This window comes from Halomonas sp. N3-2A, from assembly GCF_002216165.1.
In the GTDB taxonomy this organism is placed as follows: Bacteria; Pseudomonadota; Gammaproteobacteria; order Pseudomonadales; family Halomonadaceae; genus Vreelandella.
Map to the genome: position 1 here is coordinate 3,160,493 of NZ_CP022286.1, position 25,000 is coordinate 3,185,492.

General features: G+C 52.6%; 21 protein-coding genes. 14 read left to right on the forward strand and 7 right to left on the reverse strand.

Annotated elements, in window-relative coordinates:
• Positions 1 to 152 precede the first annotated feature (152 nt).
• Positions 153 to 794: a TetR/AcrR family transcriptional regulator gene (locus CEK60_RS14765; protein ID WP_089039678.1), complete on the reverse strand. Its 642-nt coding sequence runs from the start codon at positions 792 to 794 to the stop codon at positions 153 to 155.
• Between the two features lie 81 nt (positions 795 to 875).
• Here CEK60_RS14765 and fabF point away from each other — a divergent pair, with 81 nt between their 5' ends.
• Both fabF and CEK60_RS14775 read left to right on the forward strand, forming a co-directional pair.
• Positions 876 to 2,141, forward strand: coding sequence for a beta-ketoacyl-ACP synthase II (fabF, locus tag CEK60_RS14770; RefSeq protein ID WP_089039679.1), 1,266 nt, complete (start codon positions 876 to 878; stop codon positions 2,139 to 2,141).
• 223 nt (positions 2,142 to 2,364) lie between these two features.
• Positions 2,365 to 3,168 (forward strand): helix-turn-helix domain-containing protein, encoded by an 804-nt coding sequence (locus tag CEK60_RS14775; RefSeq protein ID WP_089039680.1) that lies wholly within the window; start codon positions 2,365 to 2,367, stop codon positions 3,166 to 3,168.
• Here the strand turns inward: CEK60_RS14775 and CEK60_RS14780 are convergent.
• Entirely contained in the window at positions 3,165 to 3,773 is a 609-nt protein-coding gene (locus CEK60_RS14780; protein ID WP_089039681.1) for a TetR/AcrR family transcriptional regulator, read from the reverse strand. The genes CEK60_RS14775 and CEK60_RS14780 overlap by 4 nt on opposite strands.
• Before the next feature lie 218 nt (positions 3,774 to 3,991).
• Here CEK60_RS14780 and CEK60_RS14785 point away from each other — a divergent pair, with 218 nt between their 5' ends.
• The 5 genes from CEK60_RS14785 (at position 3,992) to CEK60_RS14805 (ending at position 11,617) form a co-directional block, all read left to right on the forward strand.
• Positions 3,992 to 5,194, forward strand: coding sequence for an efflux RND transporter periplasmic adaptor subunit (locus CEK60_RS14785; protein ID WP_089039682.1), 1,203 nt, complete (start codon positions 3,992 to 3,994; stop codon positions 5,192 to 5,194).
• Entirely contained in the window at positions 5,191 to 8,289 is a 3,099-nt protein-coding gene (locus CEK60_RS14790; RefSeq protein ID WP_089039683.1) for an efflux RND transporter permease subunit, read from the forward strand. Before CEK60_RS14785 ends, CEK60_RS14790 begins: the two co-directional genes overlap by 4 nt.
• The gene (locus tag CEK60_RS14795) at positions 8,289 to 9,713 is read left to right on the forward strand and encodes an ATP-binding protein (RefSeq protein WP_089039684.1); all 1,425 of its coding nucleotides are present in this window, start codon (positions 8,289 to 8,291) and stop codon (positions 9,711 to 9,713) included. Before CEK60_RS14790 ends, CEK60_RS14795 begins: the two co-directional genes overlap by 1 nt.
• Positions 9,714 to 9,729: 16 nt before the next feature.
• The gene (locus tag CEK60_RS14800) at positions 9,730 to 10,449 is read left to right on the forward strand and encodes a response regulator (RefSeq protein ID WP_089039685.1); all 720 of its coding nucleotides are present in this window, start codon (positions 9,730 to 9,732) and stop codon (positions 10,447 to 10,449) included.
• A gap of 148 nt (positions 10,450 to 10,597) precedes the next feature.
• Positions 10,598 to 11,617: an alpha/beta hydrolase family protein gene (locus CEK60_RS14805; RefSeq protein ID WP_198361367.1), complete on the forward strand. Its 1,020-nt coding sequence runs from the start codon at positions 10,598 to 10,600 to the stop codon at positions 11,615 to 11,617.
• On the opposite strand, the gene CEK60_RS14810 is transcribed toward CEK60_RS14805, so the two are convergent.
• Positions 11,614 to 12,717, reverse strand: a complete 1,104-nt coding sequence (locus CEK60_RS14810; RefSeq protein ID WP_089039686.1) for a helix-turn-helix domain-containing protein — start codon at positions 12,715 to 12,717, stop codon at positions 11,614 to 11,616. The two genes, CEK60_RS14805 and CEK60_RS14810, sit on opposite strands and share 4 nt — an antisense overlap.
• 153 nt (positions 12,718 to 12,870) lie before the next feature.
• Between CEK60_RS14810 and CEK60_RS14815 the strand changes: the two genes are divergently transcribed.
• Genes CEK60_RS14815 through CEK60_RS14830 form a run of 4 tightly spaced genes read left to right on the forward strand, consistent with a single transcriptional unit; the run spans position 12,871 to position 15,924 of the window.
• On the forward strand, positions 12,871 to 13,224 hold the full coding sequence (locus CEK60_RS14815; RefSeq protein ID WP_089039687.1) for a DUF805 domain-containing protein: 354 nt from the start codon (positions 12,871 to 12,873) through the stop codon (positions 13,222 to 13,224).
• A 13-nt stretch (positions 13,225 to 13,237) separates the two neighbouring features.
• Complete coding sequence (locus CEK60_RS14820; RefSeq protein ID WP_232471390.1) at positions 13,238 to 13,885, forward strand: hypothetical protein; 648 nt, start codon at positions 13,238 to 13,240, stop codon at positions 13,883 to 13,885.
• Positions 13,854 to 14,555, forward strand: a complete 702-nt coding sequence (locus tag CEK60_RS14825; RefSeq protein ID WP_089039688.1) for a response regulator transcription factor — start codon at positions 13,854 to 13,856, stop codon at positions 14,553 to 14,555. The genes CEK60_RS14820 and CEK60_RS14825 overlap by 32 nt, the downstream gene beginning before the upstream one ends.
• Positions 14,548 to 15,924, forward strand: a complete 1,377-nt coding sequence (locus CEK60_RS14830; protein WP_089039689.1) for a sensor histidine kinase N-terminal domain-containing protein — start codon at positions 14,548 to 14,550, stop codon at positions 15,922 to 15,924. Before CEK60_RS14825 ends, CEK60_RS14830 begins: the two co-directional genes overlap by 8 nt.
• 82 nt (positions 15,925 to 16,006) lie before the next feature.
• Here CEK60_RS14830 and CEK60_RS14835 read toward each other — a convergent pair whose 3' ends face one another.
• The 4 genes from CEK60_RS14835 to CEK60_RS14850 form a co-directional block, all read right to left on the reverse strand.
• Positions 16,007 to 17,515: a tripartite tricarboxylate transporter permease gene (locus tag CEK60_RS14835; protein WP_089039690.1), complete on the reverse strand. Its 1,509-nt coding sequence runs from the start codon at positions 17,513 to 17,515 to the stop codon at positions 16,007 to 16,009.
• Positions 17,516 to 17,524: 9 nt separating this feature from the next.
• The gene (locus tag CEK60_RS14840) at positions 17,525 to 17,974 is read right to left on the reverse strand and encodes a tripartite tricarboxylate transporter TctB family protein (RefSeq protein WP_022522304.1); all 450 of its coding nucleotides are present in this window, start codon (positions 17,972 to 17,974) and stop codon (positions 17,525 to 17,527) included.
• A gap of 83 nt (positions 17,975 to 18,057) precedes the next feature.
• Entirely contained in the window at positions 18,058 to 19,071 is a 1,014-nt protein-coding gene (locus CEK60_RS14845; protein ID WP_089039691.1) for a Bug family tripartite tricarboxylate transporter substrate binding protein, read from the reverse strand.
• A 119-nt stretch (positions 19,072 to 19,190) separates the two neighbouring features.
• Positions 19,191 to 20,111, reverse strand: coding sequence for an alpha/beta hydrolase (locus CEK60_RS14850; protein ID WP_089039692.1), 921 nt, complete (start codon positions 20,109 to 20,111; stop codon positions 19,191 to 19,193).
• A 266-nt stretch (positions 20,112 to 20,377) separates the two neighbouring features.
• Between CEK60_RS14850 and CEK60_RS14855 the strand changes: the two genes are divergently transcribed.
• From CEK60_RS14855 to dauA, 3 genes are all read left to right on the forward strand, one after another.
• Positions 20,378 to 20,794 (forward strand): hypothetical protein, encoded by a 417-nt coding sequence (locus CEK60_RS14855; protein WP_332459872.1) that lies wholly within the window; start codon positions 20,378 to 20,380, stop codon positions 20,792 to 20,794.
• Between the two features lie 204 nt (positions 20,795 to 20,998).
• Positions 20,999 to 23,047, forward strand: a complete 2,049-nt coding sequence (gene betT / locus CEK60_RS14860) for a choline BCCT transporter BetT (RefSeq protein WP_089039693.1) — start codon at positions 20,999 to 21,001, stop codon at positions 23,045 to 23,047.
• Between the two features lie 200 nt (positions 23,048 to 23,247).
• Positions 23,248 to 24,999, forward strand: coding sequence for a C4-dicarboxylic acid transporter DauA (gene dauA, locus CEK60_RS14865; protein ID WP_089039694.1), 1,752 nt, complete (start codon positions 23,248 to 23,250; stop codon positions 24,997 to 24,999).
• Position 25,000 lies beyond the last annotated feature (1 nt).

Consider the following 25,000-nt stretch of genomic DNA (forward strand, 5'->3'; position numbering starts at 1 on the left):
CTGAAGGTCTTGGGGCCATAGGCTGATGGCGGCCATTATCCAGTTTTTTACCCGCCTCGTCTTGGGCAGTCTGCCGAATCACTCATTCAACGTCGCGTAAGAACGGTAACGCTTCAACAACACATCGAGACTCTCTTCAGTAGATGGCCGAACTACTGTGCTTGCATCATACGCTCCGCCTCAGCTTCGCTGACCCCGAGCATCAGTAAAATCTGGCGTTGTGTGGCTAACAACACCTGCTTTCGTTCCACCTCCCCCGGCAAGCTTTTGGCAATCGCAACGGCCCCTACCAGAGAGGCCAATATGACCCGAGACTTATCAGCAATCGCTTTGCGGTCATTGGCAAAGGGAAGTTGTTTCAGCTTACTCAGCGCGATCAAGCGCGTTTCCAGCATCTTTTTCATACTCATATAGGACGCTTCAAACAGGGTGCGAATTTCTGCTTTTTCACTGCCTATTTCATTGAACAGTACCGCTTCAGGCCCCGGCCTATGCTTAGCTTCCAGCTCTTGGAGATTGCAGTAGTTAGCGACTAACTCGGTTAAGTGCTGCAACGAAAGCGGGCCTTTTACCAGCCTAGCCGCCCGACTGTTATCAATGGTCAGGCGAACGGACTCATTGTATAGGGCCTCTTTTGAAGCGAAATGGGCATAAAAGGCGCCATGCGTCATCTTGGCGAGCTTCATGATCTGGCCAATCGAGACCTTTTGAAACCCATAGCGACTGAATAGCTCCGTCGCCGAAGCCAAAATGCGCTCTTTTGTTTTCGATTTATGGCTCTTGGGATAAGGCATAGCTACCTCGTCAGCTAAATATTATCTTGATCATATATTGGCCGTTGCTAGGGTGACCCTATCAATAACTCAGGAGTCACTATGCACTCACCTATCGTGATTACCGGCATGGGTATGGTCAGCCCACTAGGCAACAGCGTCAATACGACTTGGCAGCGGCTGATTAACGGCCAGTCTGGCATCAGCACCATTGACCGCTTTGACACAAGTCATATCCCGATCAAAATTGCCGGGGTGGTACCGAGTATTGACCGAGACCCCACCGGCGGTATTGATCTGAATGAGATAGCCGACCCCAAAGAGCAGCGCAAAATGGACTTGTTCAGCCTCTACGCATTGGCGGCAGCCAAAGAGGCGCTATCACAGGCCAACTGGTTCCCCGTTGAGCAGGCCCAAAAACGCCGAACAGCCACCATTATTGGCTCTGGCATTGGCGGCTTCCCGACCATTACACAAGCTCAAAAAACCCTTGCTGAGCGCGGCTATCGCAAACTCTCCCCCTTCACGGTACCCGCCTTTCTGGCCAATTTGGCTGCTGGTAACCTGTCCATTCGTTATGGCTTTCAAGGCCCTCTCGGTTGCCCGGTGACGGCTTGCGCGGCTGGCCTACAGGCGATTGGCGACGGCATGCGCATAATACGCAACGGCGAAGCTGATGTTGCCCTCGTCGGCGGCGCCGAGGCGTGTATTGACCCGCTGTCACTTGCCAGTTTTAACGCTTTAAAAGCCGTTTCCACAGAAGCCGACAATCCTGAACGCGCGTCCAGGCCCTTTGATAAAGCCCGTAACGGTTTTGTGATGGGAGAAGGCGCTGGCGTTATGGTGATCGAAACACTTGAGCATGCGGTCGCGCGGGGCGCAACGCCGCTAGCGATCATTAGCGGCTACGGCACCAGCGCGGACGCCTACCACCTGACGGCAGGCCCAAAGGATGGGGCCGGCGCAGCAGCCGCGATTCAAGCGGCGCTAGGCATGGCGAACCTTACCACGGATGCTATTGATCACATCAATGCCCACGCCACCTCGACGCCCGTTGGCGACCGGGCTGAAGTTGCCTCATTGCGTAACGTATTCGGTGAGCGTTTGCCTGCCATCCCTATTTCGGCAACGAAAGCCGCCACCGGCCACCTATTAGGCGCAGCAGGGGGCATTGAGAGTATTTTTTCTGTATTGGCAGTCAATAATCAGCAGCTTCCGCCCACCATCAATCTTGAGCACTGCGATGATGATATGCAGGATTTAACCTTCGTCACGGCGACTCATCAGAAGCACGTTACTAAGCATGTATTGTGCAACGGATTCGGTTTCGGTGGCGTCAATGCAGCGCTGATTATCAGCACTGTCTAGACGGTCTAGCATGACTTTTAAGAGCCATCATTAATGCCGAGCGAAGCTTTATATTTTAGCTTTCGCCGGGGTGGGAGCGGCGCTGCGGGTGTCCATCATCTGGCCTCGCAAGATTCTAATTAAAATCAGGCCTGATTGACGTGTTACGTGGCTATTGCACTATGAAGAGCGAAGCGTCACATTAGCCGCACCGTCGCCGACTGAGAACGCTGAAACCGCTCCCATGCATGATGATTTTGTGGCCAATTTACGCCTGCTATGCAGCTACTACCCGTCTATTGCGGACGTTTGCCGCCGCTTATCCATTAACCGTGCTCAATTCAACCGCTACCTCAGCGGTCGCTATTACCCAAGCCATGCCGCGCTGCAGCGTATTTGCCACTTTTTTGGGGTAACGCCAGAAGATATTGCGCTGCCTCACCACGACTTCCGTGCGCTGGTGCAAACCGGACAACTCAATGCAGATACCTCACCGAACACACTACCCTGGCCTAATGCGTTGATTCAGCGGGGTAGCGAAGGTATGGAGCGTTATCTAGGTCGCTACTTCGAGCTTTACCACTCAATGTCGCGCCCTGGGAATTTGATGCGCACGTTGGTGTGCCTAGAAGCCAGAGAAGGAGGTGTGGTGTACCAGCGCACCGAGCGTATGCAAGTCGCCCTGGGAAAGCGGCCCTGTCATAACCGGTACGTAGGAACTGCCGTTAAACTTGCAGACCGACTATTTTTGGTTGACCACGAGACCCTCAATGGCCATGAAATCACCCAAACTATTCTGTTTCCCAGCTTCCAAAGCCAAGTCACACGCTTAACCGGATTGAAAATGGGGGTGGCTGATAATAGTGAGCGTATGCCCTGTTGTGTGCGAGTGGTCTACCAGCGCTTAGATGAACAGATAAGTTTGCGTTCTGCGTTGGCTCAGTGCGGACTGCTGTCACTGGACGACCCGTCGCTAGATGAGTCGCTGCTGGCAGCCGTGTGCAATGATGTGGCTAGCGGAGAGCACCATTTTCGCGCACGTCACTAGCGGCTTGCTTCGCAGGACGCTGATGGCGCCAGCACATGGGCAAATAAAATCGACTCAAAGTGCTCCATAGGAGCGACTGACTTAAGCGTTTTAGCGCGCAATATAGCGCCTTCCCAGCCCGACAATATAAAACTAGCCAGGGCTTCTGGAACAATTTCCTTATCGATATCATTCTGATTTTGCGCTTCTTTCAGGCAGGCGGCTAAACGCTTCTCCCAGCGCTGGAACACCAAGTTAAGTGCATCACGGAAAGTGTCACTCTGGCCCGAAAGCTCCTGCCCCAGGTTACCAATCAAGCAGCCAGTGGTGTGGTCGCAGTCCAACATATGCTCACGCCCTGTGGCGAAGTAACGCCGTATGCGCTCTAGCGGCGGCAACGAAACGTCTTCAAACAGTGTTGCCAAGCGTTCATCATACTGACTGGCAAAGCGCTCGATCACTGCCAGCCCAAAATCCTCTTTGCTGGAAAAGTAGTGGTAAAACGATCCTTTAGGCACACCACAGGTTTTTAAGACGGCATTAATACCCGTCGCATTGTAGCCCTGCTGGGCAATCAGCTCGGCACCGGTTTCAATTAACTTATCGCGAGTGGCGGTGTTTTTCATGACGTCACATTAACCAGTGAATTTAGTGCTTTGCAAAATAATAATGATAGGTATTGTGAGGCCCGTCAGCGGTTAAACCGCACGATGCAGCGATGCTTAATGGGTTGCACACTATTTGCACATTGCTTACCTAATCATTGCTTGCGTATCGGTGATGCTAGCATGATACGCCATTTTCTCTGGAATTTTCGCCCTCAGCCAACGGATGCCGCGCGGTAATGACCTCTTCTCACTTTCACGCACCTTCTCAACAAGGCCGTATCGGTTTCGGTGCCTTGGCAGCACTACTGGTTTTCGTTGGCGGCTTAACCTTGGCTTGGTGGATTATCAGCCAGCCGCCTCGTGTTGAGCGCCGCCCGCCACCGCCCGCCGCGCCACCCTTAGTGGATATCATGACGACTGAAGAGCGCTTGCAAGCGCCGATGCTTAACGGTTTTGGGCGAGTAGAAGCTGAGAAATCCACCATGTTAGCCAGTCGGGTGGCTGGTCAGCTAGAACGCTTTGGCGAAGGCGTTCTTCCAGGTCAGGTCGTCGAACAAGGAGCGCCGGTTGCTTATATCGATCAGGCCGATTTACGTCTGATTCTCGAAGATGCCGAAGCGCAGTTGGCCAACGCGCAGGCGCAGTTAGCGCTAGAGCAAGCGGAGCAACAGCGCGCCCGAAGTGAGTATGAATCGTTTGGTCGCCAGCTCAGCGCTGAGCGCCGTGCATTGGTGCTCCGTGAACCACAGCTACGCCAAGCTCAAGCGCAATTAACGCAAGCACGCGTGGTGCGAGACCAAGCGGCGCTTAATCTTGAGCGTGCCACGTTAACTGCCCCTTGGCGAGCCATGGTGCAAGACCGCTTGGTTGGCGCGGGGACCCTGTTAAGCCAGGGTACTGAAGTTCTCAGCTTGGTCGGCGTCGAACAGTTTTGGGTTCGCGCTTCGTTGCCGGGGGATATTCTGGGTTGGCTAACGCCGGGCAGCCGCGTGACGCTTACCAGCCAAGGCTGGCCGGAAGGAGCAAGCAGAGAAGGTAACTTAATTTCTATTCTGCCAAACCTGGAAGAGAACGGCTTACAGGCGCAGCTTTTGATCGCCGTGAATGACCCGCTGTCGCTTGAGCAAGATGGCCCCGCGCTGCGCCTTGGCGATGTGCTGCGTGTTGCCTTTCATAGCACAACCCAGGAACCGCTCATCGCTCTGCCCTCTGCCGCCTTGCGTCCCGGCGAGCAGGTATGGTGGGTAGATGATGAAGATCGCCTACGCAGCACCCATGTCACCCTGGCCTACCGCGGGCAGGAAACGGCGCTGGTACGCAGCGGTTTAGTCCCCGGACAGCGGGTGGTTATTGCTGGCTTGGCTCAACCTCGTGAAGGCCAGCAAGTCCGCATTCGTCAGCGAGGCGACACGCCAGCCAGTGATGAGGAAAGCCCATGATTCGCCGTGGCCCACTCGCCTGGATGGTCGACCATGGCGTTGCCCCTAACCTGATGATGGTGCTGTTTATCGTTGGCGGCTTAATGGCATCCTTGGCCATCAAGAAAGAGGTTTTCCCGGAATTTGAAACGGAAATCATCCAAGTTAGCATCAGCTACCCCGGTGCCACACCGGAAGATGTTGAGCAAAGTTTGTTACTACCGGTTGAAGCTGCCATTGCCGACGTAGAAGGCATCGATGAATTAACCGCCAGCGCTGGCGAAGGTAGCGGCGTGGTCAGCGCCACGTTGATCGATGGCATTGACGTGATGCGAGCCTATCAGGATATCCAGCAAGCCGTGAATGCCATCACCACCTTGCCTAACGCTGCGGATCCACCACGTTTTACCCTCTCTGGCCGCTCTCGTAGCGTGGTGAGCCTACAAGTGTATGGCTCGGTTGGCTTAGCTGCACTCCATGACGCCGCGGAGGATGTCCGCGCAGAACTACAGGCCACTAGCGGTATTTCCCGAGCAGAGCTCTCCGGCAATCGGGAACGTGAAATCCAGGTGCTTGTGGATGAAGAGGCCATTGAGCGCTTTGGGTTAGACCATCAGCAGCTTGCCAGCCGAATTGCCGAAGAAGCGCTCGACCTCGCCAGTGGCCAGCTCACTACCGCCGAAGGCGAGTGGTTGATTCGCTACCAGGGACGCCGCAATAGTGCGGATGAGTTTGCCGCACTCCCCATTCTCACCACTGCCCAAGGTTCACCCGTTGTGCTGGGCGATATTGCTCGGGTAAGCGAAGGGTTTGCTGAAACCGATCGCGAGGAGTTCTACAACGGCGAGCAGGGCTTATCGGTGGATATCTATCAGATTGGCGATCAAACGCCGACGAGTATCTCTCAAGCCGTTTACGGTGAGCTGGAGCGGCTGCGCGACAACCTGCCCAACGGGATACGCCTGGATGTTTCCAGAGATAGCTCAGAAATCTATGAAGACCGTCTGAACCTGCTGCTAAAAAACGCCTGGATGGGCTTGGCACTGGTGCTAATTCTTATGGCACTGTTTCTTGAGGCACGATTGGCCTTCTGGGTAACGCTAGGCATCCCGACGGCATTTTTGGGTGCGATGCTGTTTCTGCCATGGGTTGGCGTCTCACTCAATATGATGTCGATGTTCGCCTTTATTATTGCTCTTGGCATCGTCGTGGACGATGCCATTCTGGTCGGTGAGAATATTTACAGCTACCGGGAACAGGGCTACTCACTACGCGATGCCGCGGTGAAAGGTGCTCAAGAAATCGCCACACCGCTTACCTTTGCGATTCTGTCTAATATTGTTGCGTTCCTGCCACTCCTGTTTTTACCCGGCTTTTTAGGGCTTATTTTTGCTACCGTGCCAGTGGTCGTTACCACGGTCTTTATTATTTCTCTGGTGGAGGCTCTGTTTATACTGCCCGCCCACCTCGCCCACGCCAGCAAACCCCGCAAAACACCCGCATGGCAACGCCCTATAGAAGCTGTTCGTCTACGTATGCAAAAGGGCTTGCATCACTTTACTTACCAGCAGTTTGAACCGTTTTTACAGCGCGCGCTTACTCAACGTCTGCTGACTGTATCCCTAGGCGTCGCCTTGCTATGTGTCACGCTTGCCTGGGCAATGAGCGGGAGGCTTGGCTTTTCACTTATGCCCAGGGTGGAATCGGACCAAGTTCAAGCCAGCGTTACCCTGCCGATTGGCAGCAACATAAGCGTTAGCCGCGAGCTAAGCCAACAATTGCTCAATGCCGCCGAGCAACTTAGCGAACGCGAGGCAACCCTCAGCTTTAGCAGTACCCGCAGCAGCCTGGATGGTGAGAGCCTGCAAGTGCGCCTGGATATCGCCAGAGAAAGTTTAGATGCCTGGCCTCCATCTCGAATTGCCCAGGAGTGGCGCGACTTAACCGGTGACTTAGTCGGCGCGCAATCAGTGCGCTTTGAATCAGACTTCGGAGGCCCCGGTAGTGGTGCAGCGCTGAGCCTGCGTTTATCCCACCCAAACACCCAAGTGTTAGAAGCGGCCGCTGCGCAGTTAGCTGAACAACTGGCCGAATATGGGTTAACCGATATCGACAGCGGACTGGGAGACGGCAAACCGCAGCTTGAAATGCGCCTGTCTGCTGAAGGGCGCGCGTTAGGACTAACGGGGAGCGATCTAGCCCAGGCGCTACGCGGCCCGCTACAGGGAGCCACAGCCATAGAACAATTTATTGGCCGCCGAGAAGTCAGCGTGGAGGTACGCCTGCCAGAACAAGATCGCGATAGCCTCAATGAGCTTTATCGGCTGCCGATCCAGACGCCTGACGGCCTGAGCGTTCCGTTGTCACGCGTTGCAGATATTACGTTAAGCCAAGCCTCTAGCAGTCTTCAACGTATCGATGGCCGGCGAATCATTACAGTGACCGCAGACTCGGAAGGCGACCAAGCAATTAACCAAGTGCTCGCCACGCTGCAGGAAGATGTTTTCCCCACGCTTAGCAATACCTGGGCAGGGCTTGAAGTGAGCATGGGTGGGCGGCAGCAAGATACCGCCGACAATTTAGCCACACTTCGCAACGCCATGTGGCTAATGCTGGCCGCGCTATATGCATTGCTGGCCATTCCTTTCCGGAGTTACTTTCAGCCACTGCTGGTCCTGGCCGCTATTCCGTTTGGTATTGTCGGGGCCGTTGCAGGCCATATGCTAATGGGGTTCGGACTATCGATTATCAGCCTACTTGGTATGCTGGCACTTTCGGGCGTGGTAATTAACGATGCTCTGGTACTGATTGATTATGCTAACCGTAAACGTCGTGAGGGCATGGATGCCCGTGAAGCAATCGTCGCCGCGGCGACTCGCCGCCTACGGCCAATTATGATGACCACACTCACCACGTTTTTAGGCTTGGCACCAATGATTCTAGAAACCTCTCGCCAAGCGCGCTTTATGATACCCATGGCCATTTCGCTAGGGTTTGGCATGCTATTCGCCACGGTTATCTTGTTACTGGTAGTGCCCTGCCTGTATTTAGGTTTAGAAAATCTACGCGAACGACTCAACAAACCACCCCAACCAAGCCATGAAGGAGCCAGCTAATGAAATCGCTCGCTTCGTTACGCCAGTGGCGCCCTTCTCGACTGGGTCTAAAGCTTTTTGTGGCTATTTTAAGCGTCAACGTAGCCATTGCAGCGAGCGTGTTTCTAGCAGTGACTTACAGTATTGATCGCGGCTTTTTAGAGTATCTCAATCAAGCCCAAGAGCGACGTGCTACGCTGCTGGCGGATGGGCTAATTACTCGCTGGGAAACCCAAGGCAGTTGGGAGTGGTTGGAGCAATCGCCAGAGCGCTGGCCCTATATTGTGCGTTTTGAGCTTGGCCAGGCACACCGTGATCGCCCTTCCCCTCTCGGCGAAGCTCAGGACTTCGCTTTACGCAATAGCGATGGCCGCTTCGTCGTCCCGCCTGCCGAGAGCGCACGCGGTTCAAACGGTTGGCGGTGGCTCACCCTGTATAGCAACGTGACCTCAAGCGGAAACAATGAAGCAATTGGAGAACTGGGGTTTCGTCCTCCGCAAGATATGATGGAGCGCATGGAAAGTCGCTTTCTAGAGCGCCAGCAGCGCAATTTGGGGCTTATTGTTATTTCTCTTGGATTAGCATCGCTGTTACTGGCAGGGGGGCTTTCCTGGTGGTTAGGCCGACGCACCCGAGCTTTGGCAGGCGCAACGCTGCGCTTAACCGAAGGTGATTATCACACTCGATTACCAGAACGCGGCCGAGATGAACTTTCCAGTTTGGCACGCGATTTCAACGTATTGGCGGCCACCCTAGAAGCTAGCCGTGACGCCAGAGCACGATGGGTATCAGACACAGCGCACGAGCTACGTACCCCGTTGGCAGTCCTGCGTGGTGAAATCGAAGCAATGCAGGATGGAATTCGTCCGCTAAACCAGGAAAATCTGAGCTCACTGGCTCAAGAAGTGTCTCAACTGGAACGGTTAGTCACTGACTTGAGGCTGCTTTCGCAAAGTGATGCAGGCGCATTAGATATTCAGCTAGCGCCGATGAACCTTAGCGAAAGCTTGAAAGGCCGTTTATCCGATGCCGACCGCTGGCTAGAAGAGAGCGGCCTGACCCTGTCAAGCCAGCTTACCCCCGATATCATGATACAAGGGGATGCCCAACGCTTACGCCAGCTCTGGAATAACCTGCTGGATAACAGCTGCGCCTATACACAACCACCAGGAGAGCTACGGGTTTCATTAACCTGCGAGGCTAGCCATGCTGTGATTACTTGGGAAGACAGTTCCCCTGGCGTACCTGAAAGCGAGCTTTCACGCTTAACTGAACGCCTATACCGTGTGGAAGGCTCACGTAACCGTGCAAGTGGCGGCAGCGGGCTGGGGCTCTCTATTGCAAGCGCGTTAGTCAATGCCCATGGCGGAACACTTTCGCCTGGTGCTTCTGAGCTAGGCGGCCTGAAATGGACGCTGCGCTTTCCGCTATTTATTGCCTGTTAATCTAAGCGAGCTGACTATGTCTGAGAATAGTTCATCCCAAGACGCCTCACTGCTCATTGTTGAAGACGAGCCTAAAATTGCCCGCTTAATGGCGGACTATCTGGAAAACAATAATTTTGCTCCGACCATAATTGCTAACGGCAACGACGTTATGCCCTGGCTAACCCAGCACGTTCCTGCATTAGTACTGCTAGATGTCATGCTTCCTGGTAAAGATGGACTAACGCTGTGTCGAGAAATCCGTCAACACTGGCCTAATTTACCCATTATTATGGTGACCGCGAAAGTCGAGGAAGTTGATCGTTTACTGGGCTTGGAGCTAGGGGCAGACGACTATGTTTGCAAACCCTTTAGCCCCCGCGAAGTGGTTGCCCGCGTAAAAGCCGTATTACGCCGCAGCCAAGCCGCAGCGCAAGTCGATGACGCCTCCGACACCACCCCGCAAGCACCAGTGACACTCGATGAAGAGGGCTGGCAGGCGCTTGCCAATGGGCACGACCTTGGCCTCACTGCCGTCGAGTTCCAACTATTGCGTGTCATGATGCAGTCCCCGGGACGTATCTTCAGTCGCGAGCAGCTAATGGATCACATGTACCGGGATAACCGCATTGTCTCGGAGCGTACCGTGGACAGCCACATTAAGAAGCTACGCAAAAAAATCCATGAAGCACTCCCCGAGCTAGAGATTATTCGCTCCGTTTACGGGGTTGGATATAAATATCAGCCAGAGGGGTAGTCATCGCTGCTAGTCAGTTGAAGCTATTCCAGAAGTCGTTTAGCGAGCTTTAGACCCACGGATGCGTCCTTGATCCTGTTTTAGGTCGTTGCGTGTCTTGGTGTTCCCCATAGTGATGACGTTGGTAATGACTATGAGGAACAGTGCGATGAAAATACTGCTGGGTTTGATGTTATTGATGCTTTGTATGACGGGCCAAGCATCTGCACAGTCGGCGGTGGGCTTTGATCAAACTATCTTATACGCAGACAGTGATCGCCCTTTGGAAACCAGTGTTTGGTATCCATCCCAAACGACTTCTCCAACTGAAAGAGTGGCTGACAATCCGGCGTTTTTTGGTACGGATGTCATACGGGTCGGCACTCCGTTGGCGGGTACCTTTCCGCTGGTTGTGATCTCACATGGTTATCGTGGCAACTGGCGTAATCAAAACTGGTTGGCCACCATGCTGGCGCAAGAGGGGTTTATCGTTGCATCGCTTGATCACCCTGGCACCACGAGTTTCGATCATTCCCCGCTAGCTGCCGCTCAGTGGTGGCAACGACCTCACGACCTGTCTCGCTTATTGGACTGGCTGTTAAAAGAGTCCTACCTGCTGCCATATATCGATACGCATAACATTTCAGCCCTCGGCCATTCACTGGGCGGCTGGACGGTGATGTTGTTAGCAGGCGCGCAGTTTGATCGTGACCAATTAACAGCAGCATGCTCAATCCAAAAGAATCCACGAGTCTGCGGCCTCATGTCGGAATTAGGTTTAAACACACCCCAAGCAGGCGAACCCACGGGCAGCCTGAGAGATGATCGAATCAAGCGTGTTGTCTCTTTAGACCTGGGGTTGGCACACAGCTTTTCTCGTCAGAGTTTGCAATCACTCACGACGCCGACACTCATCATGGCTGCAGGCGTCGATATAGGTGACACACCACAAGCGGATGAGTCTGGCTTTCTGGCGCAGTACATTCCAACGAGTCAGCAAACGTATATTGTTTATCCCGATGCGACCCATTTCAGCTTTATGCAACGGTGCAAACCGGGGGCGATTGAGTTAATCGAAGAGCAAACACCGGGTGACGGCATTATCTGCCTAAACGGTGATGGCCACTCACGGCAGGAACTTCACCACATCATCTACCAAGATATTCTAGCCTTCATCGGCGCCCATTAGGCCGTATCTTTACCCGCCGCTGCGCGCCGGAACGCGCTGGGCGTTTGACCGGTGACTCTGGAAAATTCCCGATTAAAATTAGATTTGGTCTGAAAACCCGAGTCTAGGTAAATCTGGGTGATGCTGCTATCGGTGGTGGTTAATAATATTTTTGCTCGCTCAATGCGGTATTCGTTAACCACTTGGGAGACATTACGCCCATAAACCTGATTAATCGCAGCGGATATCTGCCGCGCCGGGATGCAGACTTTGCGCGCAAGCCGATCCAAGGTCAGATCGGGATCGAGAAACACTTCTTGAGTAGAGAGCAACACGTCTATCTTGTGAACTATGTTTTCTACATTCAGGTTTTCTACATTCAGGTTTTCTGCATTCTGACCCTCTCCCCCATCGTCATTGAGCTGGTTGTGAGGTTGGTCTTTAGGTACTTCTACGGGCGCTTCTTTGTCATCTTGAGAGGATATTTCGTTAACCCTTGGTGCGATGCTCAGGCTCACCATAACCACTGCAATGGCGAGTATTGGCAGCAATACCGCATGGCCGATAGTGAGAATCGTCAGTGCATGAGCACCCGCAAAAAGCTCAAAATCAACGACTAGAGCGCCATCAATACACGCCGACATCAAAAGCATCACGCCCGCCATGCGTTCTGCTTTTAACGCCTTGTCGATATCGGAAAAGCGCACTTGCTCGGGAGGGAGCGACGTTTTAAACGAAGCATGAATTAACGCGATACCGTATCCCACATAAAGAAGCGTCAACATAGGGTCTAGAGGCGGACGCCAGAATGGGTACGTCAGGGAGCCTAAGGTCACTAATACGGGGGGTATTACATGCCAGATTCGCAGCCTATAGCGTTGATGTGCACTGGAAAAGCAGTACCAAGCCGTAATAGGAATACAGGACGCCAAGATAGGCTGGAATAAGCGCAACAGCGGCCAATCAAATGTCCAACGTAGGCCCACCACCGTCGTTGTTAACGCACATAGGGCGATAAAAACAAACGCCGATGGCGTGGATTCTTCACGGCGCATAAACAATAACACCGCCAATATAGACAACAGCAGGGCCACCACAAAAGGCAATGGAATAGCGATCATTTCCGTTCCGTTGGGTTTATGGATCTTTGCTTAACGCTCGTCATTTTGTCCTACATCCCTTTCCTGGACGTCCTCGAACCTGATCGAGGACGCAGACACGCTAACTAAGCACGTACTTTTTACGCATCAACAGCCTCTGGATAGGAGAAAAGCATGCACTGGTATTTTGATGCTTGGCAGCGTTACGCACAATTTTCAGGAAGGGCATCACGAGAAGCTTTTTGGATGTTCTTCCTAGTGAACATCCTTATATCGGTGGCGTTTTTTTTAGCGGAAACCTTCTATCAACCGACATGGAAAATAGAAGCGATTTACAGCCTAGCAATTTTTCTGCCCCTGTTGTCTTTAACCGTGCGAAGACTGCACGACACTCACCGTTCTGCTTGGTGGTTGTCAGTGGTCTTGATTCCCGCCATCGGCATGGTGATGTTGCTCATCTTACTAGCCTTACCGAGCGAGCCACCTATCAACGATATGGACTATCCACAACATGGTAATACGCTTTAAGTTGGAGAAGACAATGAAAGGTGTTAATAACCTGCACCATTTATTTACCCGCTTGTGCACACTGTTAGTGTTTTTAACGTTGCCAGCTTACAGCCATGCTACTAATAACACAGGCTCGACAGAGCATGATGAGCAAGTGATGCCAGGTGACATAAAAGGCGTGGTGATCATTGAATCACCAAAAACAGGCGCTTTATTACAGCTGCGAGGTATTGCCGGAAGAGGCATGCTCATTAGCAGAGAAACGCCTACCCAACAGAAAGATGAAGCCCACTGTGTATCTGTACCGATGCGTTTCGCCGCGGGTGACTTTGGCGGTTCTAGCATTGGAATTCGCTCAGCAGAGCCGATTCAGCTAGTGATTTATGACGACGAAGTCATGCAAAAACTCACCGTAGGAGACGAAGTTGTCAGTGAAGACTACGACATCACAGGTCAAAATGAAGCCAGGTTGGGTGATATCAAAATCATATCCGGCTTAACACTCAGCTACGGCTTCGTGCTCAACCCAGGCGAATGGTCTTGGCTGTCAGTGTTCGGACAGGCTCAAAATGAAGTGAGCTGTGAGCGTCTCAATATCAATGGTACAGACCCCATTGATACCGCACTGGGTAACAACAGGATTGCTTATGAAAGTGCTAGTAGTAGAAGACAACATTAATTTAGCTAACTCTATTGCAGCCACTCTACTTGAGGCTGCCTTTAGCATTGATGTCGCCGACAATGGAAGAAAAGCACTCCATATGCTTGAGCAAGGTGGATACGATCTGTTGGTGTTGGATCTCGGCCTACCTGAACTGGACGGCATCTCCCTACTGCGCAAGCTACGTCATCAGCAGAATACGATTCCTGTCTTAATCATCTCAGCAAGAGACAGTCTTGATCAGCGCATACATGGCCTTGAAGTAGGTGCAGACGACTACTTATGCAAGCCTTTTTCACTGGAAGAGGTCGCAGCGCGGGCGCGGGCATTAGTACGACGTGCCAAACACTTTGGTGGAGAAACGCTACAATGCGGGCGCTTAGAGTTTCTCCCCGATGCCATGGAGCTGCGCCTAGATGGAAAACCTTTGCTATTGCACCGCCGAGAGTTAGAAGTTATGGAATACCTGCTGATAAACCAAAATCGCCTCGTTAATAAGGATCAAATTATCGACCGATTATCTACCTCCGATGAGTCGGTTAGCTACGCCGCAGTAGAAACGTACATTTCTCGGATTCGTAAAAAGATTGGCTACGATTTCGGCTTAAAAACGGTACGCGGCCTGGGCTATTACCTGGAAGCTAAAGACTGCAAACCTAAAGACATGAAAGCCCCTGGCGATGCATAAACGCCAATCGATCCGCAGTCGGCTGCTTTTATGGATTGGACTGCCTTTCACCGCCCTCGCGATCTTGGCATTGATCTCTAGTCACCTGCTGTTGTCTCGGCAAATTAATGCCACCTTTGATGATCTGCTACTTAACGCAGCTCAGCGGCTGGAGCGTCGAATTTACACGGTGGATGGTGAGCTGCGCATCAATATGCACTATTTCAGCATCAGTACACTTGGCAGCAGAGGCGATGGGAAAATATTCTATCGCATTAAAGAGTCTGAAGGTGGCATGATCGCAGGCTTTAGCGGTTTATCAGATCCTCCCAGAACGTCTCAAGCGCCCATTTTCTATGACGTCGACTATGCCGGTAATGCATTACGCGCCGTGGCGCTTACACTGCCCTTTTACCGAGGTGGTGAATCGGTAGACATTGAAATAGTGGTAGCCGAATCAAAAGAAGCGCGCCACACGCTCACTAATGACTTTATGGTAACGCTTTCAGGGTTAATGGCCGTAACAGGCCTACTGGCAATTTCCATTGCCCTATTAGCCATTCATCTAGGTCTGGCACCTCTCAATACGGCAAGCCAGGCGTTGCGACAACGCTCACCCAATGACTTGCACCCCTTGGATGATGCCGCTCCCAAAGAGATTTTGCCGCTCATCCAGAGTATTAACCATTTGATGCAGCGTATGCGGCGCAGCATTGAAAGCACTCAACAGCTCAATGCCGATGTTTCGCATCAGCTTAGAACGCCCATTTCAGAGATTCGCGCATTAACCGAGGTGTCGCTTAAAACGCCCCTTCCTTCACCAGCGCAGACTAATCTAAAAGAGATTCAACGCATCACCGAACATGCCAGCCACACCGTGAAGCAACTACTTAAATATGCCAAAACGCGCAGCGAGTTGGTTGATATATCTCACTTGGAGAACGTCGATTTAGTAGCGATTTGTCAGGAAGCCTGCGCTCAAACTGCCCCCACTATCTATAAGCTAGGCCAAGAGCTCGCATTTGAAAAACATCAAGCGATACCGAATGTCATTGGCGACCCTATTTTGTTGCGCTGGTTAGTCACCAATTTAATTGAGAATGCCAGCTTGCATGCAGGTGGAGAGCATGTTTACCAAGGCGTCATCACCGTTGCACTAACGGCTGACGCAGGCCAAGTAATATTAACGGTGAGCGATGAAGGCACTGGCGTAGATGAAGCACAAATCTGCAAATTGACCGAACGCTTTTTCCGCCACAACAAACACTCTTCTGGTAGCGGGCTGGGGCTGGCCATTGTAGAGCAGATTGCGATCACTCATTCGGCACAACTGTCTCTGGGCAACCGACCACAGGGTGGGTTTAAAGTCTCTGTGACATTCTCTACATAACAGAGGCATTGGCTACTCGCACCCTACATTGTGAGTGCGAGATAGCGGTTCAACGTCAGACGATTCGTTGCAACATGTCAAATCATTGTTGAATGGCTGCTTGGCGTGCTTTAAGCCGCTTCATGAGCAGCTGGCTGAACAGCGAGATTAGCAACAGTGCAAAAATTGCTAACGTGACTGGGCGCTCAAAAACGTAGGTAATATCACCACCACTGATTTGATAGGAGTGAAGTAACGATTTTTCAGCCAGCGAGCCCAGTAACATGCCGATCACGGCGGCGGGTACGGAGTAGCCATAGTGGCGAAATATCCAACCGATCACCGCAAACACCAGCACCGTAGCGGGCCCAGTCATATTGCCGGTTAGCCCGAAGGATCCCATTATCGCAAGCACCAACACAGAAGGAATCAAGTAGCGCATGGGCACTTTGACAATATTGGCCAATAGCGGAATAAACAGTAAGCCAATAATTACCAATAAAAATACCTGGGCAAAGTTAGCGAAGATGATCGCGTAAACCACATCGGTTTGTTGGCGAATAAACTGCGGGCCGCCAGTGATATTATGCATAGCAAACGCCGCTAACATTACCGCTGTAGCGCCACCGCCGGGAATCCCTAGTGCCAGCAGTGTTGCCATCGAGCCCCCTTCGGAGCTGCTGTTAGCCGCTTCAGACGCCACGACCCCTTTCGGATTGCCCTTCCCAAATGAATCAGGATCCCGATCACGGCGCTTAGTTTCTATGTAAGAGAGCAGGTTAGACACGGATGAGCCCACACCAGGTACCGCTCCTACCAACACCCCGATCAAACCACCCCGAATCATCACAACGGGGTAGCGCATCGCCATTCTGCAACCTTCGAAGATCTCACTCACCTTCACTTTGCGGGCATCGGCAGATTCAACGATGAAGCCTTTATTAGCTAGCTTAAATAGCTCTGAGGCGGCAAACATCCCCATCATGGCAGGAATGACGGGGATGCCGTCCAACAGGTAAGTCTGCCCCATCGTCCCGCGTGCTAAACCAATTTCGCTAAACCCAATCGTCCCCACTAACAGCCCGACAAATCCTGCAATCAAGCCTTTAAGCACCTGTTCGCCTTTTAAGCTCGCAATCAGCGTCATCCCCCAGAGAATCACTACAAACATCTCTGCTGGCCCCAATCTCAGCACCATGTAGGAAAGCGGCTGTATCATAAAGAACAACACCACGTAGCCCATCAGCGCACCAATAACCGAGGAGGCTAACGCGACACCTAACGCCTGGTTATGCTGCCCCTTCCGCGCCATGGGGTAACCATCAAACGCGGTTGCGATTGCCGAAGAGGTGCCCGGAATATTCATCAAAATGGCTGGGATACCGGCACCAAATGAGCCGCCAGTAAAAATAGCGGTAAGAAACAACATGGCTTGAATAAAGTCCATGTACATGGTCATCGGCAGGAAAATAGCCATCGCCATTGATATCTGCAGGCCTGGCGTTGCGCCAAAAATAAGCCCCAGTACGATACCCGGTACTACTACCAACCAAGGGCCAAAATTAGAAAAAAGCAGATCCAAACTCTGCCCTACTGCGCCAAAATCAATCATGGTATCTCCTCAGCTTGGAAGCAGCAGCAGTGTCATTGGATACGGCAGCATCTGCGAGAAAAAGAACGCGACACTCAGCCCAAAAGCGACACTATAGCCACCTACCAACAACCAATTTCGCTCCCCCTTGAGGATCAGGAAAAGCGCCAGAAACGCTACGGTGGCAATATCAAAGCCTATCGCTTCAAGCGACAGCACATAGACGGCGAAGAGACCCACAACAGGTAATGTTTTATGCAGCGGTTCTTCTTCAGAGGAGCGAAACAGCGAGCCGTGTTTAATACGCAGGATCAACTCGAGTGCAATAATCGCTAACACGATAACGGCAAGTGGCAATATAAGCAGCAGGTTTTGCGGTGTGGCGGATACGCGAATGGCGTCTAATAAATACCATAGTGTAAAGCCAGCCAGACCCATGAGAACGATAAAGTCCCCATAGTCACGTTTACATTCAGACATGGTAAAACCCCATACTGGCCCCTCATTAATGTGAGGGGCCAGCTATCATGGAAGGATTAGCTCGGAAAAGCTGTTCGTGAAAACTAGTTAAGCAAGTGAGCGTACTTTTCAAACACCTGATAGTTTTCGCGCATCAGCTCGTTGGAGCGCTCTGGGCCTACCCAAACGCCGCCCATTTCGTTGCGCTCAAGCTGCTCTTGAACATCTTTGCGGGCAAGCGCACTTTGAATAGCCGAGGAGATCTTCTCAAAACGCTCAGGATGCTGGCGCTCCATTTCACTGGTCACTGCAAAGCCGCGCATTGAGCCCTGAAGAACGGGCACCTCAAGATTCATCGGCGCCAGCGCTTCATTTATTGGAAGTGCATCCCACTGCTCAATGCGTTCATCACTTACGATCGCCAATGGGGTTAAAAACTCACGGATCCCCTCACTGCCCTGGGCACTAATAGAGACGAAATCCACCTGTCCACCCGCTACCGCTGAACGAGCTTCGCCACCGCTGTTATAGGTCACCAAGTTGAGGTTATCTTGGGGAATACCTGCTTCATCAAGTAGCAACCGCACCATTAAGTGACCAGCAGAGCCTTGAACCACCGCACCGCGTACTTGACCCTCTTCTTCGCGGATCGCTTCAAGCAGGCTTGGCAGGTCTTCATAACCGCTGTCTTTATTTGCAGCGATTAGATCCAAATCAAACCACTGGAAGTTGATATAGGAAAAGTCGTCGACACTAAACTCTGCATCACCAGTAAGGATCGAGTTGGTTAAGTACGGAGCAAACGTCGAGGCATAGACGGTATAACCATCATCAGGCACGTTAAGAACGTAATTAGAAGCAATCTGAGTACCCGCACCGGGGCGATTAGTGACTTGTACCGGTACACCTAGCTCTTCGGAAATAGGCCCTGACATCATGCGGGTCATACGATCCGCGCTTCCGCCGGTGCCAAAACCTACCACCATATTGAGCGGTCGAGAGGGAAAGTCGTCAGCTACAGCAGGAAGCGCCATTGATAGAGAGGCAATGGCGGCCGTTGCCCCTACCAATATCGATTTGATATCGAACGATAAGGAAGCACTGGAAGTGTTAAACATAGCGTGGCTCTCTTTTTATAGGTTTGTTTGGTTTTCGCACAGATATCTCTCAGTGAGCCTAGAACGCTACTCCCCGAAACTGTCATCAACCTTGCATAAAACCAGAACGCAACTAAAGTCTAATCCTTACTGACTACCTGCCGATTAAGAAACGCGATTCCCGCGTCAATAGCGCTACCACGCAGCAGAAAGCTGGCAAAATGCCCATAGCCACGCTGTAAGTAAAGCTCGCTTTCAGTGCCCTGGGCCTGGAGTGCTTGATAGAAGTCAGTTGCGTGATCAACGGGCACTAGCTGATCCCAACTGCCATGAAACAGAAAAAACGGTGGTGCCTGAGGGGTGATTTGCCGCGCAGGTGAAGCCAGCGCATAGGCCTCTGGTTTTTCGGCGCGGGTGCCGCCAATAAAGTCGACCACCAAGCGGCCGTCATCAAACTTCAGCAGGTCACTGGGTAAACCGCCGACCAACACCGCTGCTAGCTTTGTGTGCTCGCCACCATAAGGATCGCCAAGCGGGCCTTCATCGCCAGCCAAGGCAAGCAGGCTTATCAAATGTGCGCCAGAAGAAAAGCCAACGCCCACGATGCGGTCAGTGTCCACTTGCCAACGCTCAGCGTTACTGTGAATCCAGCTCATCGCCTGTTGCAAATCATGTAGCTGTTCAGGGAATCGGTACTCGGGAGCAAAGCGGTGCTCAATATTCACTGTCACATATCCCTGCTCTGCTAACTGCTCAGCAATCGCCTCCATGTCGTCAGGTCCACGGTTGCGCCAGCCACCGCCATGCACAATGAGCGCAGCTGGTCGACGCTCTGCGTCTGATGCGTTCGGCAATAGCACCTGGGCGCTCAATGTTTGCGCCCAATCATCAGGTGTATAACGTTGGGCGGGTAGTCGAGTAAAGGTCTGCGGGGTGTTCAGCATCCCCTGCTCAATGGCAGGTAGGCCCTGGCTGGCTTGATGCGTTGCACCGCAGCCACTCATCAAGAGAGTCAGCGCGCTTACGCCCAGGTATCGACGCATAATACGTAAATCCAGCATGTAAAATTCCTCAATACGCCCCCTCAATACAGTTTTTAATCACAGGTCTTAAGTCCAGGTCTTAAGTCCAGGTCTTAAGTCCAGGTCTTAAGTCCAGATCTTAAGTCCAGTTGTTAAATCCAGTGAGCCCCCAACCCAAGTGATTGTGACCGTGTAAGCTAAAATAAGGTCACGGTTGTTGCACACTTTGTGCAAACGTTTTACACCAAGCCCCTAGATACTGACATCGATAAACTGCCACTTTTTTAAACGTTTCGAGGTCTGTTATGAACATGTCACTTCGCCAATTATTTGCTCCTGCACTACTTGCCGTTGCCCTTATGCCTTTAGCCTTCAGCGCCAATGCCAGCCACCATAGCAGTGCAGGTATTGACCGCGAAGCAATGCAGGAACGCATGGAAGAGTACCGCCAAGAAGCTTATCAACGCGCCGGTTTAAGCGAAGAGCAGCAAACTGCCTTAAACGAAGCACGCGCTGAACACCGAGATGCCATGCTGTCGCTGCGCGAAGAGCACCAGGCCCAGGTGGCCGAGATCCTAACCGAAGAAGAGCAACAAGCGCTGCGCGATGCCATGCGCGAGATGCATGACGAGCGTCGCCAGGGTGAAGGCGCTCATGGCAAGCGCGATCATGAGCGTCGTGGACACCATAGCGAACCTGCAGAGGAAAGTGCGGCAGAGTAAGCGTTTATTAAACGTCAAACCCTGCTCTAACGCCCGGCCTAGCCGGGCATTTTTGTTTCTATACTCCTGAAAAGCGCTTTATCCGCGGGTCTGAACGCTGCCCCGTGACTTGAAGTGAGCACTTAAACCGCGTATTTTATTTGAACGTTCATTCAAAAATAACGCTGTTTTTAATTCTTGTCTTAACAACAGGAGTCCGCCTCCATGGCGAAAGACAACCCCAACCTCCCCTCACGCGACCGCCTCAATCCCGTGGTTTTCCACGGGAGCGTGGCGGGAATTCTGCTTTTCTTGATTCTTACCATGCTGTTTACCGAACAGGCTGGCGCTTTCTTCGATGCTGGGCTTGCCTGGGTTAGTAAAACATTCGGCTGGTACTACATGCTGGCGATTGTGGCTTATCTGGTATTTGTGGTGATTATTGGCATGTCGCGCTTTGGCAGCATTCGCCTTGGCCCAGATCACTCACGACCTGAGTTTTCGCTGCTATCGTGGTCAGCCATGCTGTTTGCTGCAGGTATCGGTATTGACCTGCTGTTTTTCAGCGTTGCTGAACCGGTCGCCCACTATCTGGCACCCCCTGATCTAGCGCCTGAAAGCCAAGAGGCCATGCGTCAGGCCGTCGTTCAAACCTATCTGCACTGGGGGCTTTCCGGCTGGGGGCTGTACGTGTTGATGGGTATGGCGCTGGCCTACTTTAGTTACCGCCATCGCTTGCCACTGGCGATCCGTAGTGCTCTCTATCCAATTTTAGGCAAGCGTATCCACGGGCCGATTGGTAACGCCGTAGACATTACCGCTGTTGTCTCCACTGTATTCGGTATCGCCACTAGCCTGGGTATTGGGGTGATGCAGCTCAATTACGGCCTCACCTACATGTTTGGTGTGCCTGAAACCCTCACCGTACAGGTGATTTTGATCGTCCTGGTCGTGGTGTTGGCAACCATTTCTGTGGTGACTGGCGTCGAGAAAGGCATTCGCCGTCTTTCTGAGTTCAACATGCTGCTCGCGCTAGCGCTGATGCTATTTGTACTCTTTTCAGGCGATACCCTGGTCCTACTAGATAAAGTGGTCAATAACGCCGGTGACTACCTTTCTGGGTTTGTGGGTGCCAGCTTTGACACCTACGCGTTTGCCGATGAAGGCGCCCAAGAGTGGAAAATGTGGTGGACGATCTTCTTCTGGGGCTGGTGGATTGCCTGGACACCGTTTGTCGGCCTTTTCTTGGCACGTATTTCACGTGGCCGTACCATCCGCGAATTTGTCGCTGGAGCGTTGTTTATTCCGCTGGCCTTTATGATGGTATGGATGTCGGTGTTCGGTAACAGCGGCATTGAGCTGGTGGCCAACCAAGGAGTGGTCGAGCTGGGTGAACAGGCACTCAACACGCCGCAAACCACGCTTTATACACTGCTTGAGTACTACCCTTACGCAGGCCTTACTGCAGCCGTAGTAACGGTACTAGGGATTGTGTTCTTTATTACCTCTGCGGATTCCGGTGCACTGGTACTGGCCAACTTCACTTCTATTTTGAGTGACGTTAACCATGATGCGCCGATCCGTCTGCGTATTTTCTGGTCGGCAGTGATTGGCTTGATCACCATCGCCCTGTTAATGGCTGGCGGCTTAAACGCTCTGCAAAGTGCCGTGGTGATTACCGCCCTGCCTTTCTCATTGGTGATTTTCGCCGTCATGGTGGGAATGTATAAAGCCCTGAAACTGGAAGGCAGCAAGGCCGACGCACGTCGTATGATTGCCGGTGGCGCACCCGGCGGCGACTGGCGCGAGCGTTTGGATCGTGCGCTGGATACCTCTAACCGTGCGGGTGCCGCAGCAACCATTCAGCACTCTATTCGCCCAGCGATGACGCAATTTGCCCAAGAACTTGAAAGCCGAGGCCAAACCGCCAACGTTACCGAAGAGCATCTTGATGGCGAGTCGCTTCCCAATCTGACGTTGCAGGTTGACCTGGGCGATGCCACTAGTTTTGTCTACCAGGTATGTCCGCACCGTATGCGTACCCCCAGCTTTATACCTGCGGATGACGACTTCTATGTCCGTTTGGACGTGTACTTAGCTGAAGGCGGTCAAGATAAAGACCTGAACGGCTATACCCGTGGTCAAGTGATTGGTGATCTCGTGGCAGAGTACGAACGCCATCTACACTTCCTTACTCTGGCAGGCCAACAGATGGGCCATGTGCAAGCAATGCCAGGCACCATCGGCGAGCCGCCCGAAGACTCCCAGATGTAACGGCGTAAGTCTTTAAGTGAAAAGAGAAATCCCAGCCTACGTGCTGGGATTTTTTTATGCCCGAAAAACGCCCTGATGACGCCCCCACAACTAACGCCATATTGTGAGAATCACTGAGCAGGCGTAACGTAAAACTTTGTTTTTCCAATTGCTTGTTTCCCCACTTGCTTGTTTTTCAACTTTATTAGGAGACTTGCCTAATGGCCCGTGCTCATCGACCTTCGGGATACGCCTTTCCAGTGCCAGGCAGTGCACTACTAAGCGCTTGGCGCGAAGGATACACGCTTGCCAAATTGAAGCGTGATGTCATGGCGGGGCTGACGATTGGCGTGGTAGCCGTCCCACTTTCTATGGCGTTGGCGATTGCCACTGGCGTGCCGCCCCAACACGGGCTTTATACTGCGATTGTCGCGGGTGCAGTGATCGCTTTGACGGGTGGCTCGCGTTTTAACATTTCCGGCCCCACCGCTGCCTTTGTGGTAATTCTATTTCCTATTGTCGCCAACCATGGCCTGGGCGGACTGCTGATCGCCACACTGATGGCGGGCGCTATTTTGGTCGCACTGGGGCTTTCTCGGTTAGGCAGTCTGATTCAGTACGTGCCCTACCCGGTTATCCTCGGCTTTACGGCGGGCATCGGGGTAGTTATTGCGCTTTTACAGCTACCTGACTTCCTTGGCTTGGCGGGCGTTGAACTAGGCGATAGTACCCTGCATAACCTGGTATTGATTGGCCAAGCGCTACCCAGTCTTTCCCCCGCAGAAATCAGCGTGGGAGTTGTTACCTTGGCGGCACTACTCATCTGGCCCCGCTTGAATACGCCCATTCCTGCCCCGCTGATAGGCTTGGCAGTGGGCACTCTGGCCGCCGCTTTATTGACGATGAGTGGCGTTGAAGTCGACACGATCGCCTCACGGTTTAGCTGGGAGTTCCAAGGTGAAAGCGGTAGCGGCATTCCCCCCTTTGCACCTAGCGTTGCGGCCCCCTGGCACTTTCCTGGCGCTGACGGTACACCACTTGAGATTAACTTCGCGCTAATTCAAGCGCTGCTTGGCCCAGCGCTAGCCATCGCGTTACTGGCGGCCATTGAATCACTGCTCTGCGCCGTCGTGGCAGATGGTCTAACCCGCACTCGACATGATCCTAATGCTGAATTGATTGGTCAGGGACTGGGCAACTTAATCGTGCCCTTCTTTGGCGGCATTACCGCCACAGCAGCGCTTGCCCGCACGGCGACCAACATCAAAAGCGGCGCCTTCTCACCTATCGCCGCAGTCGTGCATTCGCTGGTGGTGCTACTCGCGGTAGTCGTGCTGGCAGGCGTGCTGGGACACGTACCTATGGCGGCCCTGGCTGCGTTACTATTTATCATCGCCTGGAATATGAGCGAGGCACGCCACTTTGTGCATACACTGAAAAGTGCCCCCGCTAGCGATGTGTGGGTGCTGGTGATCTGCTTTGGGCTAACGGTACTTTTTGACATGGTGATTGCGGTGGCTGTCGGTATTGGCTTGGCCGCCGCGTTGTTTATTCGCCGTATGGCACAGTTGACCCATACTCAACGCTTAGACACCCCCGATAAAGACGCGCACTTCCCACCGGAAGTCGCCCTTTACAAAATTCACGGTCCACTATTTTTCGGTGCCGCTGAAAAGGCGATTGCCACGCTAAGAGTGATTGATCACAGCGTGCGAATTATCGTTCTGGATATGCGCGAAGTTCCCAGTCTGGATACCACGGCCATGGTGGCGTTAGATACGTTGCGTCGTGAGCTGAGCGAACAAGGCGTAGGAGTGATGTTTGTTGGGCTGCAGCCGCGCCTGGCACTCAAAATTAAACGCGCGGGCATTAAGCGTGAAGTGGGCAAATTAGCAGTCGTGAGCAATCTTGCCCATGCCGAGCGTATGGCACAACGCTGGTTGGAAAAGAAAGATTCAGTAGATATTGAATAGA